We start from the raw sequence: 14,506 nt of genomic DNA on the forward strand, positions 1-14,506 counted from the left end.
TCCTTCGTGGACGTGCGGATGCGGCCCGCTCGCGAGAACGGGCCGCATCCGCCGGTGGTCACTGCTGGGCGCGGATCTGGTCCTCGGTCTTCTTCAGCGAGGCGAGCAGGTCGTCGACCGGCGTCGTGACGAGGACGGCGGTGCCGCCGGAGGCCTTCAGGACGCCGTCCTGGACGTCCTTCGTCTCCTGGTAGATCTTGACGAGCTTCTGGTAGGTGGGGTTGTCCGCATCCTCGGCCTTCGCGGCGAAGATGTTGATGTACGGGAACGACGCCGCGTCCGACGGGTCGTCCTGTGCGAGCAGCTGGTCCTTGCCGAGACCGGACTTCTCGACGAAGTCGTTGTTGACGACCGCGCCGGCGAAGTCGGGGAGCGAGGAGGCGGTGAAGTCGGCGGCGACCGCCTCGACCTTCACCTTGGAGCCGGACTCGATGTCGGCGACGGTGGAGAAGATCGACCCGCCGTCCTTGAGCGAGATGAGTCCCGCCGACTGGAGGACGAGCAGCGCGCGCGCCTGGTTGGACTCGTCGTTCGGCACGGCGATCGTCTCGCCGGAGGGGATGTCGGCGACGGCCTTGTACTTGGTGGAGTACAGGCCCAGCGGGTAGATCGCGGTCGCGCCGATCGGCACGAGGTCGTCACCGGCCTTCACGTTGTAGGTGGCGAGGTAGATGATGTGCTGGAACTGGTTGAGGTCCAGCTCGCCGGCCGAGAGGGCGGGGTTGGGCTGGTCGTACGAGTCGAAGTTGACGATCTCGACCGGGATGCCCTCGGCGGCCGCCGCATCCGTGTAGGTCTGCCAGTAGGGGTCGCCCGCGCCGACGACGCCGATGCGGACGGGGCTGTCGGTCGCCGCATCCGTCGAGCCGGGCTGGGTGGAGCCGGATGCGCATGCGCTGACCAGCAGAGCGATGGGGAGGGCGAGCGCGAGTGCTGCCAGGGACTTCTTCACGGACATGGTGGTGCTCCTTGTGGGTCGGGGCGCCGCGCAGCGCGGGAAGGGGTCAGGCGACCCGCGCTCGCCTCATCGCGGTGCCTTCTCGAGGCTAAGCGGCCCGTGCGTCGGTGTCCGAATCGGTGCGTAACACGAGGACGCGCGCCGTCGGACCTCGCGCGGTTCGCGGCGGGCCCGCGGACGATGTAGGATCGTTGATCGTGCATGACGTCCGCGTCGCACGCCGCCCTAGCTCAGTCGGCAGAGCATTTCACTCGTAATGAAAAGGTCAAGGGTTCGATTCCCTTGGGCGGCTCCACAGGCCCCGTCCGTCCGGACGGGGCCTTTCCCGTTCCCGCGGGGTCCGACGGACTCGTCAGCTCCGGGAGCCGGTGTCGTTCACCGTCCCCACGGTCCACGACTCTCCGTCGTAGACCAGAGTCGTGACCGAGCCGTTCTGGATGTCCTCCTCGGTCGAGCCGCCCAGGGCGTCGAGCACGCACAGGATCGTCAGTCCGCTCGAGACGACGAGCACGTCCCTGGGCTCCGTCTCTCTCTTCTCGGCACGCGCGATCCTCGTCAGAGCGTCGACGGCGCGAGTCGCGACCTGCTCGGGCGTCTCCGCCGTGGTCTCCGGCCTCGGGTTCGCCGCCGAGATCTCCGCGGAGAGGGTGAGCTTGTCGATCCGCCCGTCGGGGAAGAGCTGGTCGATGGTGTCGTAACCCCGGTTCCGCAGCACGGCGGAGACCATGTCACCGTTCGGGCCGCCCTCGAACCCGCCGAAGGACATCTCCCGCAGACTGTCGTCCGGCGAGGCGACGAGTGACGAGCCCATGGCGTCGAGGATCAGGCTCGCCGTGTCGCGGTGCCGCGTCATGTCCCCCGCGTACGCGGCATCGAAGACGATCCCCGAGGCCTGGAGACGCTGCCCCAGGGTCGTGGCGCTCTCCCGCCCGGCATCGGTGAGGGGAGAGTCCGACCAGCCCTGCACGCGGTCGAGCAGATTGAACCACGTCTGTCCGTGACGCGTGAGATGGATGGTGACCGCGGTGTCCGCAGCGTCGGCGGAGGCGGGGGCGGCGATCGACGAGCACCCGGCCAGGACGGCCACCATCAGCGTGGTGAGCGTGGCGGCGATGGCCTTCCGATAGGCGCGTGATTCGTTCATGTGCGGGTCTCCCTTTCCGGAGCGTCGGCTGGAAAGGCTCGCGACCGTCGCTGCCGAGAGGCAGAGACAGACTCCGAGCCGAGGAGCTGACGCCCGGGGCCGGGTCTTCTCACGGGGATGAGACGCCGTCGCCGGTGACGCGCAGGCCGACCGTAGCACAGCCGGCACCGAGGTCGACGAGGAGCCCCCACCGCGGGCCGCCTTGCGCCCGTGGCGCGAAGGTGTATGGTGATCACACGACCCACAGGGCGTTACCGATTCATTTCGGGCGGAACCTGAGTTCGTCGTCATGCTTCATCGAAGCGGACGTCGACCTCAGGTTTTTTTGTTGCCCAAAACCGACCAGGAGGTCAACGATGACCGGCTCACCGAGCCCCTCAGCAGCCGCCCGCCGCGACGCCGCGTCGCGGGAGATCCTCGACGCCGTCGGGGGAGCGCAGAACGTGACGCGCGCGTGGCACTGCATCACCCGCCTGCGCTTCGACGTCGTCGATCGCGACAAGGTCGATCTCGACGCCCTCCGTCGCGCCCCGGTCGCGGGTGCGCAGTTCAGCGGCGACCAGCTGCAGGTGATCATCGGCACCGACGTCGCCGCCCAGTTCGCCTCTCTCGAGCCGCTGCTCGGATCCGCCGCAGGCGACGGCAGCGCGACGGGCACCGGCGAGAAGCAGCGCGGCCGGTTCTCGCCGCGTCGCCTGATCAACCTCCTGTTCGAGACGCTCTCGGGCATCTTCACCCCGATCCTTCCGGCGATCGTCGGTGCGGGCCTGCTGAAGGGACTCATCGCCCTCGCGGCGCAGCTCGGCTGGGTCACCGCCGGCTCGGATCTGGATCAGGTGCTCGGGCTGATCGCCGACGCGCCGTTCTACTTCCTGCCCTTCCTCGTCGCAGCCTCGAGTGCGCGGCGCTTCTCGGTGGACATGTCGCTGGCGCTCGCCGTCCCCGCGGCGCTGCTGTACCCGACGATCGTGGCGGGCGCGGCGGCCGTCGCCGACGGCGGCCCGTCCGCCCTGACGTTCCTGGGTCTGCCGATCCCGCTCGTCAGCTACACGAGCTCCGTCGTCCCGGCCATCCTCGGCGTCTACCTCCTCGGGAAGATCGCGGCGCTGCTCGGCCGCGTGATCCCGGCGGCGATCAAGATCGTGGTCGTCCCGGTGCTGACGCTCCTGATCGCCCTCCCCGTCACGCTCATCGCCCTCGCCCCGCTGGGCAGCTACCTCGGCGTCTATCTCAGCGAGGGGGCGAACTGGCTGATGGACAACGGCGGACTGTTCGCCGGCATCGCCCTGGGCGGACTCATGCCGCTCATCGTGATCACGGGCATGCACTACGCGTTCTTCCCGACGACGCTGCAGTCGCTGTCCACCCGCGGCTACGACCTCATCCTGCTGCCCTTCAACCTCGTCGCCAACCTCGCTACGGTCGGTGCGACCCTCGCCGTCGCGATCCGGGTGCGTTCGCTGCGTGCCCTGGCGCTGTCGACCGCCTTCCCCGCGTCCCTCGGGATCACCGAGCCCGCCATCTTCGGCGTGAACCTCCGGCTGAAGCGCCCCTTCTTCTTCACCCTGATCGGAGGGGCCGTCGGGGGCGCGTACGCCGGACTGTTCGCGCTGAAGTCCTACGGGTTCGCGGTGCCGGGCCTCGCCTCGCTCCCGCTCTACGTGCAGGCGGACGATCCCATGAACATCACCCACGCCTTCGTCTCGATCGGCATCTCGTTCACCGTCGCGTTCGTGCTGACCCTGCTCTTCGTCCGCGAGCCCGTCGCGACCGCCGCGGCATCCACGGCGCACGCCGTCCCCGCGACCGGGCGAGACCTCGCGCAGATCGCGAACCCGATCGACGGTGTCGTGGTGCCCCTCGAGAGCGTGCCCGACGACACCTTCGCCAGTGGGCTCCTCGGGCCCGGTATCGCGATCTCCCCGTCCGGGGGGACCGTCTTCGCCCCCGCCTCCGGGGTCGTCGAGGCGCTCACCCCGACGGCGCACGCCGTGGCGATCACCACAGACGGCGGGGTCGAGGTGCTGGTGCACGTCGGCATCGACACCGTGAGGCTGCCGATCGGCACGTTCACCGCCCACGTCTCCCAGGGGGATCGTGTCGACGCGGGCCAGCCGCTCATCAGCTTCGACCGCGACGCGGTCGCGGCGACCGGGGTCAGCATGCTCACCCCGATCGTCATCACCAACGCGGCGCTCGCCGGGGGCGCGGAACCGCTCGCGGCGTTCGACGACGGCATCCTCCCGGCCGGCGCGCCGCTCCTGGCCGTCGGCGCACCCACCCTCACCACCCAGAAGGAGAACTGACATGACCACCACACCGACGTCCTTCCCCGACCACTTCCTGTTCGGCGGCGCGACCGCCGCCAACCAGATCGAAGGCGCGGCGGAAGAGGGAGGCAAGGGACTCTCGACGTCCGACTTCGCCCGCTTCGTCGCCCCGGGCCCCGACGGTGCGATCGCCGACTTCACGTTCGACGCGACCTCGACCCAGGTGGAGGAGTCGCTCGCCGGCCGCGACCCGGAGGGCACCGATTACCCGAAGCGGCGCGGCATCGACTTCTACCACCGCTACCGCGAGGACATCGCCCTGTTCGCCGAGATGGGCTTCCAGCTGTTCCGGATGTCGATCTCGTGGGCGCGCATCTTCCCGACCGGCTTCGAGACGGAGCCCAACGAGGAGGGTCTGGCCTTCTACGACGCCGTCTTCGACGAGCTGCTCGCCCGCGGCATCCAGCCGCTCGTGACGCTCTCGCACTACGAGATGCCGATCGAGATCAGCCGGCGCCTGGACGGATGGCTCAGCCGCGAGACGATCGACCTGTTCGAGCGTTTCGCCCGCACCGTGTTCGAGCGCTACGCGTCGAAGGTGAAGCTGTGGATCACCTTCAACGAGATGAACATGAACCTGACGAGCATCTACACGGGCGCGGGGGTCTTCCCCGACCGCGTCGCCGGCCACGAACTGCAGGCCGCCTACCAGGCGACCCACCACCAGTTCGTCGCCGCCGCGAAGGTCGTGGCGCTCGGGCACGAGCTGATGCCCGACGCGCAGATCGGCTGCATGATCTGCCGCCTGGAGACCTATGCGGCCTCCAGCAAGCCCGAGGACGTCCTGCGCGCCACGCACGAGGACAACCTCAATCTCTTCTACCCCGACGTCCAGGTGCGCGGGGAGTACCCGACCTACATGACGCGCTACCTGCGGGAGAAGGGCGTCCACATCGAGACGGCCCCCGAGGACGCCGAGATCCTCCGCGCCGGCACGGCCGACTTCATCTCGATCAGCTACTACATGACGTACCTCGCCGAGGACCGTCCCGACGCGGACGAGATCTCGGGCAGCCTCGTCAGCAAGCTGAAGAACCCGCACCTCGAGCTCTCCGCGTGGGGATGGCCGGTCGACCCGGTCGGCCTGCGGATCGCGCTGCTCAAGCTGTGGGGGCGCTACGGCAAGCCGCTGTACGTCGTCGAGAACGGCCTCGGCGCGCGCGACGAGGTGGATGCCGACGGCCGCATCCGCGACGACTACCGCATCGACTACCTCCGCAAGCACCTCGAGCAGGTGCGCGAGGCGATCGAGGACGGTGCGGATGTGCGCGGATACACGTGGTGGGGCCCGATCGACCTGGTCAGCTGCTCCACGTCGCAGATGACCAAGCGCTACGGCTTCATCCACGTCGACCAGGACGACGAGGGTCACGGCACGCTCGCGCGGACGAGGAAGGACTCGTTCGAGTGGTACCGTCGCGTCATCGCGTCGCGAGGTGCTTTCCTGAGCGCCATCGACTAGAAGGCCGTCATGCTCTCCGTCCACAAGGTGCTCAACAACAACGTCGTGCTCTGCACCGACGAGGCGGGGGAGGAGTATGTCGCGATCGGCCGCGGCATCGCCTTCCTCGTCCCCGTGGGAGGGGTGGTGGACCCCGAGAAGGTCCACCGCCTCTTCGTCAGCACGGACAGCGAGCGCGCCGACCGCCTCGCCCGGCGGATCGCGGAGCTCCCCCTCGCGCACGTGGACCTCGCGATCACGATCGCGGAGGAGGCCGGCGAGCGGTTCGGCGCGCCGATCGTCGATCGGCTCATCGTCCCGCTCGCCGACCACCTGGACGGGGCGATCGACCGGGTGCGCGCCGGGATCGCGATCGACTACCCGCTGCGGTGGGAGGCTGCGGCCTTCTACCCGGCGGAGGTCGCCTTCGGCCGCGAAGCGGTGGCCACGATCGAGCGGATCGCGGGCGTGCGCCTGCCCGAGGTCGAAGCCGTCCCGATCGGTCTGCACGTCGTGAATGCGGAGCTCGGCACCGAGTCGGTCGCGGCCGCGATGGACATCACGGATGTCATCGGTCGCGCCGTCGCAGTGGTCGAGGACGAGCTCGGCGTGCGCGTCGACGGGGAGGCGCACGCGCACGCCGTGGCGCGGTTCGCGAGCCATCTGCTGCACCTGCTCGCCCGGCGGACGGCCACCGACACCGGGTCCCAGGGGCTCGGCGCCTTCCTCGCGCCGCTTGCGGTCGAGCATGCCGCGGAGCATCGGGCTGCGCAGCGCATGGCGCGGCTCGTGACCGATCGCTTCGGCGGTCCGCTGAGCGAGGAGGAGGTGCTGCTGCTGACGCTCCACATCGTGCGGCTGACGACCCCGGCGCGCGGCGCTTCCGCAACGCCCGGCCCCGCCGGAACACCCGACGCGCCCGAGCCTCGCGATGGCTGAGGCGCGCGCCCGGATCGGGTCGCACCGGGGTCTGCACACGCGGCCCGCGGCGCTCGCGGCCGCCTACGCGGCGTCGCTCGGCGCGCCCGTCCGTCTCGCTCGCGCGGGAGAGGGCGCGCCGGAATGGTGCGACGCGGCCAGCACGATGGAGCTCCTCCTGCTCGACCTCGCGCGGGGCGACGAGGTGCGACTGCGCTGCGACGCCCCGGGAGGCGAGCGGATCGTCGCACGCATGGCGGACTTCCTGTCGCGCGACCACGACGCAGCGTGAGGGGCGCCCCCGGCATCGTGGGATAGCGTGGCGGTGCGCGGCGGAGCATCCGTCGTCGCCCCGTCCTGACCGACCGACCGGAGGCCTCGTCGCGGTGGAGCACGTGATCGACACCCTGCTCGAGGTGTTCGTGTGGGTCGGGTTCGGCGGCGCGGCGGTCCTGGGAGTGGTCGCCGTGATCGTCTGGGCGGCGGACGGCACGTGGCTTCCCGCCGATGCCGTCGTCGACCGCGACGCGGGGGAGACCGTCGTGCGCTGGTTCGACGGCGACGGCGATGCGAACAGTGCGGTGGCGTCCGTCGCCGACGCGGCCGCGCTCGACGGACGCGACACGAGCACGATCTGGTACCGCCACGGCTGGACCGGGCGGATGCGACTCACGCCGCGGTCGCCCGGCCTGCGCATGATCATGCTGTCCGGTGCCGGCCTCCTCGCTCTCGGCGTCCTCTGCGCCGTCGCGGGCTGGGTGCGTTACTTCGCGGGCGGATGAACCGTCCTCAACATATTGCGCGCTTCTCTAGTTGCTAGATAAGCTAGCTATATGTCTTCCCGAGTCGACACCCCCACCCGCTGGCTGCGCATCGGCATCCCGATCGTCCTCGTCCTGATCTGGCTGGTCGGCGGATCGATCGGCGGCCCGTACTTCGGGAAGATCGACGAGGTCGCGACGAACGACCAGTCGAGCTTCCTCCCGTCGTCCGCCGAGGCGACCCAGGTGCAGGAGCGCCTGTCGGAGTTCACCGGCGGTGACACCATCCCCGCCGTCGTCGTGGTCTCCGGCGACGGGGCGCTGAGCGACACGCAGCTCGCCGCCGTGGGTGATCTCTCGGCGGCCATCGGGCGCGTCGACGGCGTCGGGGAGGTGTCGCCGCCGATCCCCTCCGACGACGGCGAGGCCGTTCAGCTGTTCGTGCCGATCGAGACCTCCGGCGATGTCGGCGACACCGTCGCGGAGGTGCGCTCCGTGATCGCCGACGACCTCCCCTCCGGCCTCAGAGGGTGGGTCACGGGGCCGGCCGGCTTCACCGCCGACCTGGTCGCGGGGTTCCTCGGGATCGACGGCCTGCTCCTCGGCGTCGCACTGGGGGCGGTGTTCATCATCCTCGTGATCGTCTATCGCTCACCTCTTCTGCCCGTTCTGGTGCTGCTCACCTCCACCTTCGCGCTGTGCGTCGCCCTGCTCACCGTGTGGTGGCTCGCCAAGGCGGGCGTGTTCGTGCTCAACGGGCAGGTCCAGGGCATCCTGTTCATCCTCGTGATCGGCGCCGCGACCGACTATGCGCTGCTCTACGTCGCGCGCTTCCGTGAGGCGATCGGGCAGGGGCGCCCACGATGGGATGCCACCACGACGGCGTGGCGCGGAGCGTTCGAGCCGATCCTCGCCTCCGGCGGCACCGTCATCGCGGGTCTGCTGTGCCTTCTGCTGAGCGACCTCGCGACCAACCGCGCCCTCGGGCCCATCGCCTCGATCGGCATCGCGTTCGCCGTGCTGTCGGCCCTCAGCTTCCTGCCCGCGCTCCTCGCCCTCTTCGGTCGCGCCGCGTTCTGGCCGTTCATCCCGAAGCCCGGCGCCGCGGGAGACCCCGGGGACGCTGCGGAGAAGCTCGTCGCCGACCCGCACGCGCCGGTGCGCGGGTTCTGGGCCCGTCAGGCGCGCCTCATCGCCCGTCACGCCCGACCCGTGTGGATCGTCACGACGGTCGTCCTCCTCGCCGCGTCCGTCGGTGTGCTCCAGCTGAAGGCGGACGGCGTGCCGCAGAGCGACCTCGTGCTCGGTGCATCCGAGGCGCGCGACGGCCAGGACGTGCTCGCCGCACACTTCGCCGCGGGGTCCGGGAGTCCTGCGTACGTGATCACGCCCGAGGCGGACCTCGTCGCCACCGTCGGGGTGCTCGAGCAGGCATCCGGTGTCGACACCGTCGCCGCCGTCGCGCGGGACTCCGCGTCGGGTCAGGTCGGAGTCGCGCTGCAGGACGGTGCACCCGTGTTCACCGCCGCCGGACCTCCCGGCTCCTCGACGCCGCAGCCGACCGTCGTCGACGGCGATGTCCTGCTCGTCGCGACCCTGAGCGACGAGGCGGACTCCCTCGCCGCCGAGGACACCGTCCGCGACCTGCGCGCCTCCTTCGCGGCGACGCCGGGGGAGGGGAGCGTTCTCGTGGGAGGCCCGACCGCGATCGATCTGGACACCAACGAGACCTCCATCCGCGACCGGTCGGTGATCATCCCGGTGATCCTCGCCGTCATCCTCGTGATCCTCATGCTGCTGCTGCGCGCCGTGGTGGCGCCCGTGCTGCTGATCCTGAGCGTCATCCTCTCGTTCGGCGCCGCGCTGGGCGTCAGCGCGCTGGTGTTCGACAACCTGCTGGACTTCCCCGGGGCCGACCCCGCCGTGCCCCTGTACGGCTTCGTCTTCCTCGTCGCACTCGGGGTCGACTACAACATCTTCCTGATGTCACGCGTGCGCGAGGAGTCGCTCCGGCACGGGACGCGCGCCGGCATCCTGCGCGGACTCGTCGCCACCGGGGGAGTGATCACCTCGGCCGGGCTCGTGCTCGCGGCGACCTTCGCCGCGCTGGGCGTCATCCCGATCCTGTTTCTCGCCCAGCTCGCCTTCATCGTCGCCTTCGGCGTGCTGCTGGACACCTTCGTCGTCCGCTCGCTCCTGGTCCCGGCCCTCGCCTACGACATCGGGCGCGCGATCTGGTGGCCGTCCCGACTCTCCCGCTCGCCGGAGGCCGTCGCTGCGCCGCGGGATCGTCCCCGGCAGCGCGTCCGGAGCTGACCCGGGCCTGGGCGCGCGAGGGACGGCGGCGTACGCTCGAGGTATGAGTAGGGCACTGTTCATCGTCGACGTTCAGAACGATTTCACCGAGGGCGGCGCGCTCGGGGTGGCGGGAGGTGATGCGGTCGCGGCCGGTATCACCGCGCATCTCGCCGCCCATGCGGACGACTACGCGGTCATCGTCGCCTCGCGCGACTGGCACCACGCCGAGTCCGACAACGACGGACACATCGCCCTCGACGGCGCCCCGGACTTCGTCGAGACCTGGCCCGTGCACTGCGTCGCCGAAACGACCGGCGCCGAGTACGACCCCGCCTTCGAGACGGATGCGGTCACCCACCACGTCAAGAAGGGACAGGGCGTCGCGGCGTACTCCCTCTTCGAGGGCACGACCGAGGACGGCGAGCGGGTGTCCGACATCCTCGTCGCGCACGGCGTCACCGAGGTGGATGTCGTCGGCCTCGCCACCGATCACTGCGTGCGTGCCTCCGCATGGGATGCCGTCGAGCACGGCGTCCACGTCCGGATCCTGACGGAACTCGTCGCCGGTGTCGCGCCGGAGACGTCCGAACGCGCGCTCGCCGAGCTGGCCCACGCCGGCGCCGAGCTGGTGGGTGCCGCGTGAGCGCGCCGGCGGGGTGGTACCCCGATCCGCAGAACCCGGCGACTCAGCGCTGGTGGGACGGCACGCAGTGGGCGGCGCCCGCCGCGCCGACCCCCTCCGCGTGGGTTCCGCCGCCCGCGCCCGTCCGCGCCGACACCAACACTGTGTGGGTGTGGCTAGCGGTCGTCGCGTCGGCGCTGCCGTTCGCCGTCGTGTTCCTCATCGACTGGAACGGCTACATGGACTCGATGGTCCGGATGCAGACCGAGCCCGGCTCCGCGGTCGCGGGCATCGTCCAGTGGCAGATGCACATCCTCGGGATCTCGCTGATCAGCTGGGCGGCGATGGGCGCGTACATCGTCATGGCGTGGCTCGATTGGCGCGAACTGCGCAGGCGTGGCGTGCCGACGCCGTTCTCATGGGCGTGGTCGTTCTTCGCGCTCCTGGGCGCCGGTGCTGCCGTCTACATGATCGGTCGCGCCGTCGTGCTGAAGCGCCGGACGGAATCCGGAGGGTGGCCGCCCCTCTGGGCGTGGATCGGTGTCACCGTGGCCGGCTACATCCTCACGTTCGCGTGGACGTTCTCCATGATCGGGACGATGATGACGCGGATGGCCGGTCTCTACTCCTGAGGGGGGAACTCCGCCTCGTGGGGGAGGTGCCGAGCCGCCGTGGCGCCTAGCGTCGAGGCATGGACATCTCCTCGATGATCATGGGTGCCTCGATCGCCTCCGTGGCGTGGATAGCCTTCGTCCCCTGGAAGAAGCTCGCGCGGCTGAAAGAGCTCGACGACCGAGCATCCCGCGGCGAATCGGAGTAGGAGCGGGAGCGTTGCCGGTGCGCCCGAGCGTGCAGACCAGGGATACCGCCGTCCGGTGCACGGTGCGCGCGTCGACCACGGGGGCCCTGTTCGTGTCCCGCTCTGGAGGTTAGTCTCGCTGGATGGGCACGCACAGGATTCGATCAGAACTCGTCGCGTGGGTCTCCGGTGCGGGGCTCGGGGCGATCATCGGCATTCCGCTCGGGATGTGGAGCACGCCGGTGCTGGGTATCGTCGTCGGCGTCATCGTCGGCCTTCTCGTGGCGTTGTCGATCCGTCGGGGACGCGGCACGCGAGGATGGTCGGACACCGATGGCGCGTCGACCCTCGGAGAGGGTGGGTCCTCCGACACGATCCCGCGTCCATTCGTCAAGGGTTCCCCGTCATCCGCGGACCTGCCGGTGACGCCGGGGCTCGGTGGGGGCGGCGGCACGTCGGGCGGCGGTTCCTGATCCATCGGCTCGCCGGGGCATGCCCTCGCTGAGTGCGCTATCCTGGTGGGGATAGGCGGACTTCTCATTCGTCTCGCCCCGGCCGTGTGGTAACGGTCGGGGCTTTCTCTTTGTCGGATGAGGTCGCTCGCCGAAGGGGATACTCAGTCCGCGCGATGCGCGCGCTCCCAGTAGTGGAACGTGACCTCGTCATCGGGCAGGGCTCGACGCACCGCGTCGTAGAGTCGCCCGCCCCACGCTTCGTGCTCGGCCGCGATCCGCGCCGTCGGCCACCCGTGTTCGACGTCGAAATCTTGGTTGAACTGCGCGGCCCAGCGGCGGCACTCGGCGGCGAGCTCCGCCGGAAGGATCGGATCGTCATCCGCACAGAGCCCGATGTCGCGCCCGCCCCAGAACGGCCAACCGGCGGAGTAGTCGTTCATGAGCTTGTAGATCATGCGCCCAGTCTGCCTCGTCCTGTCGGCAGCTCGCGGGGCATGCGCACCGTTGAAACGACGCCCGCGGGATGCGAGCCTGGAGTCATGGCGACCAGATGCGACCAGTGTCGGCAGCGGGTCCGAGGAGACGGACACCGGACCTCCACCCGAACGCTCTGCGACACGTGCTACGCCGGATTCTCCGGTCTCGCGGCCGGCTACCTGGCCGGTGGCACCGTCGAGAACGCGATCAGTACCGCCGGGTGGGCCAAGCGGATCTTCCGGCGCCGCTCGTAGCCGGCGTCCGTTCGATCACGGCGCGGCCGAATAGCGCGATGGTGAAACTCGTGAGGTTCGGACTCAGCCGGGGATTCAGCCTTCGAGTCGCAAGCGCTCCGGCGGCAGACTCTATCTGACTCTTTCCGTCTTCGATGAGGTTTTCGATGTCGTCGTGTACCCGGTATTCGCGCCCGTCACCTTCACAGAGATCCTCTTGCCGGCGTGGCTGGACGTGAGCTTCAGTGTAGAGCCGGTCGCTTTTCGAATCTTCATTGCGTCCGCGTACCACTGGTAAGTGAACTTGGAGCCCGACGTCCACGTACCCGTCTTGGCGATCAGCGTTGCCCCGACTTTCGCCGTTCCTGAAATCGATGGTGAGCCCGCGGACAGCACGCCGGGCGCGACGGTGCTGCTTGGAGCAGATGTTTCGAGGCGGGACGCATACCCCGACTTGGTTCCGGTCACGCGCACGGTGACCGTCGCTCCCACGTCACTCGGCGCGAGCACGTAGGTCGCTTTCGTCGCTCCGACGATCGCCTTCTGCCTGGAGAACCACTGATAGGACAGAGTCGTTCCCGACATCCATGTGCCGGGAACTGCTCTCAGCGTCGCACCGAGCCGTGCGGTGCCGGTGATGGCCGGCCGCGATCCGGAGACTCGCTCGGTGACTGCGAATGTGAGTTTCTTCAGCGGTGGCCCGCCGTTGTAGCGGGTGTCGGTGCTGTTGCCGGCGTCATCTTGAAGAGCTATGAAGTCGACGCGGTAGTCTCCGGCCGGCCACGTCTTCGCATCCACCGTGATCGAAGAGGTTCCCGACAGGGTGGAGCCCGAACGGGTGATCGACGAGCTGTCTTCGCGAGCTCTGAAGATCCGGTCCTGGGGTCCGTACACCCAGAACTCCACGACCGTGAGTGCGCTCGCTTCCTCGACCGTCCATCTGAACTTCACCGTGTCGCCACTGCTCACCGTCGCTGCGCTGGCTCGCGACGCCGCCGTCACAACCGGACGATCCAGATCAACCTTGGTGCCGGTGACTGCGAATGTGAGTTTCTTCAGCGGTGGCCCGCCGTTGTAGCGGGTGTCGGTGCTGTTGCCGGCGTCATCTTGAAGAGCTATGAAGTCGACGCGGTAGTCTCCGGCCGGCCACGTCTTCGCATCCACCGTGATCGAAGAGGTTCCCGACAGGGTGGAGCCCGAACGGGTGATCGACGAGCTGTCTTCGCGAGCTCTGAAGATCCGGTCCTGGGGTCCGTACACCCAGAACTCCACGACCGTGAGTGCGCTCGCTTCCTCGACCGTCCATCTGAACTTCACCGTGTCGCCACTGCTCACCGTCGCTGCGCTGGCTCGCGACGCCGCCGTCACAACCGGACGATCCAGATCCACTCCTGCGTACGCGGGCGAAGCGTAAGCCGTGGCGATGAGGACGCCCCAGACAACCATGCCGGTCAGGGCGGCCAATGCCTTATGCGTGCGCATGTACTCTCCTCGGGTCATCGCACGCGAGATGATGGTGCTGAGACGAATATATCTACATCGGCACACCGCTCCGCGGGGGACCACTGCGGGGACTGAGCAGGGCTGCTGGCCCTGCGCTGACTGGGTGCGACGTCGGAACACCGTCGACTACTGCATCCGGTGATGGAGGCGCGTCCACGATCGCTATCCCCCGTGCGACTCTGCCGGCGCTGACTTCTTCACAACACGGGACGAGAGATCTCGCCCCGTGAAAGCCATCCGTTCGAGCGCACCCTCTCCATTGCGGGGTGCGGTCACTCCACAGGTATGAAAGCAGGTGTTCGGCGATGATCAGCAGGGTGTCGGGAGAGCGCCGTTGCTGGGGGCGGATCGCGACTGGAGATCAACCTCGAACGAGAGCTTGGGGAGGGTGGCGACAGGGGTGGACGCAAGCCCGCCGAGTAGAGAGAGAGCCGGTGGCTTTGGTCCAAGTCCGTCTGGGCTGACCCCGTTCGGTAGGTCCGGTGGTTGTGTGAGTCGTCCTGTTGCCCGGGGGTCCGGGCAGGGAGACTGGTCAGATCATGACGAACAGCAGGAAGCGTCACACTC

The 14,506-nt window shown here is 69.1% G+C and carries 14 protein-coding genes and 1 tRNA gene; 11 read left to right on the forward strand and 4 right to left on the reverse strand.

What is annotated here, in order from left to right:
- Positions 1-58: 58 nt before the first annotated feature.
- A complete protein-coding gene (locus WFI00_RS03205) occupies positions 59-958 on the reverse strand; it encodes a MetQ/NlpA family ABC transporter substrate-binding protein (RefSeq protein ID WP_336631123.1) in 900 nt (299 codons plus the stop codon).
- A 219-nt stretch (positions 959-1,177) separates the two neighbouring features.
- Here WFI00_RS03205 and WFI00_RS03210 point away from each other — a divergent pair.
- Positions 1,178-1,253 (forward strand) — tRNA-Thr (locus tag WFI00_RS03210).
- A gap of 57 nt (positions 1,254-1,310) precedes the next feature.
- Here WFI00_RS03210 and WFI00_RS03215 read toward each other — a convergent pair.
- A complete protein-coding gene (locus WFI00_RS03215; protein WP_336631124.1) occupies positions 1,311-2,102 on the reverse strand; it encodes a histidine phosphatase family protein in 792 nt (263 codons plus the stop codon).
- A gap of 356 nt (positions 2,103-2,458) precedes the next feature.
- Here WFI00_RS03215 and WFI00_RS03220 point away from each other — a divergent pair, with 356 nt between their 5' ends.
- The 10 genes from WFI00_RS03220 (at position 2,459) to WFI00_RS03265 (ending at position 11,744) form a co-directional block, all read left to right on the forward strand.
- Positions 2,459-4,408 (forward strand): glucose PTS transporter subunit IIA, encoded by a 1,950-nt coding sequence (locus WFI00_RS03220; protein WP_336631125.1) that lies wholly within the window; start codon positions 2,459-2,461, stop codon positions 4,406-4,408.
- Between the two features lies 1 nt (position 4,409).
- Complete coding sequence (locus WFI00_RS03225; RefSeq protein WP_336631126.1) at positions 4,410-5,894, forward strand: glycoside hydrolase family 1 protein; 1,485 nt, start codon at positions 4,410-4,412, stop codon at positions 5,892-5,894.
- Positions 5,895-5,903: 9 nt separating this feature from the next.
- A complete protein-coding gene (locus WFI00_RS03230) occupies positions 5,904-6,812 on the forward strand; it encodes a PRD domain-containing protein (protein ID WP_336631127.1) in 909 nt (302 codons plus the stop codon).
- Entirely contained in the window at positions 6,805-7,083 is a 279-nt protein-coding gene (locus WFI00_RS03235) for an HPr family phosphocarrier protein (RefSeq protein WP_336631128.1), read from the forward strand. Before WFI00_RS03230 ends, WFI00_RS03235 begins: the two co-directional genes overlap by 8 nt.
- 94 nt (positions 7,084-7,177) lie before the next feature.
- Entirely contained in the window at positions 7,178-7,573 is a 396-nt protein-coding gene (locus WFI00_RS03240; protein WP_336631129.1) for a hypothetical protein, read from the forward strand.
- A gap of 51 nt (positions 7,574-7,624) precedes the next feature.
- A complete protein-coding gene (locus WFI00_RS03245) occupies positions 7,625-9,868 on the forward strand; it encodes an MMPL family transporter (RefSeq protein ID WP_336631130.1) in 2,244 nt (747 codons plus the stop codon).
- Between the two features lie 43 nt (positions 9,869-9,911).
- A complete protein-coding gene (locus WFI00_RS03250) occupies positions 9,912-10,493 on the forward strand; it encodes an isochorismatase family protein (RefSeq protein WP_336631131.1) in 582 nt (193 codons plus the stop codon).
- On the forward strand, positions 10,490-11,104 hold the full coding sequence (locus tag WFI00_RS03255; RefSeq protein WP_336631132.1) for a DUF2510 domain-containing protein: 615 nt from the start codon (positions 10,490-10,492) through the stop codon (positions 11,102-11,104). The genes WFI00_RS03250 and WFI00_RS03255 overlap by 4 nt, the downstream gene beginning before the upstream one ends.
- A 59-nt stretch (positions 11,105-11,163) precedes the next feature.
- Positions 11,164-11,292: a hypothetical protein gene (locus tag WFI00_RS03260; RefSeq protein ID WP_336631133.1), complete on the forward strand. Its 129-nt coding sequence runs from the start codon at positions 11,164-11,166 to the stop codon at positions 11,290-11,292.
- Between the two features lie 122 nt (positions 11,293-11,414).
- Positions 11,415-11,744: a hypothetical protein gene (locus WFI00_RS03265; RefSeq protein ID WP_336631134.1), complete on the forward strand. Its 330-nt coding sequence runs from the start codon at positions 11,415-11,417 to the stop codon at positions 11,742-11,744.
- A 143-nt stretch (positions 11,745-11,887) separates the two neighbouring features.
- Here the strand turns inward: WFI00_RS03265 and WFI00_RS03270 are convergent, their stop codons facing one another.
- A complete protein-coding gene (locus WFI00_RS03270) occupies positions 11,888-12,181 on the reverse strand; it encodes a hypothetical protein (protein WP_336631135.1) in 294 nt (97 codons plus the stop codon).
- 387 nt (positions 12,182-12,568) lie between these two features.
- Positions 12,569-13,918 carry a hypothetical protein gene (locus WFI00_RS03275; protein ID WP_336631136.1) on the reverse strand — a complete coding sequence of 450 codons (1,350 nt, stop codon included), beginning with the start codon at positions 13,916-13,918 and terminating at the stop codon, positions 12,569-12,571.
- Positions 13,919-14,506: the final 588 nt, after the last annotated feature.

The organism is Microbacterium sp. MMO-56 (assembly GCF_037146215.1).
In the GTDB taxonomy this organism is placed as follows: domain Bacteria; phylum Actinomycetota; class Actinomycetes; order Actinomycetales; family Microbacteriaceae; genus Microbacterium.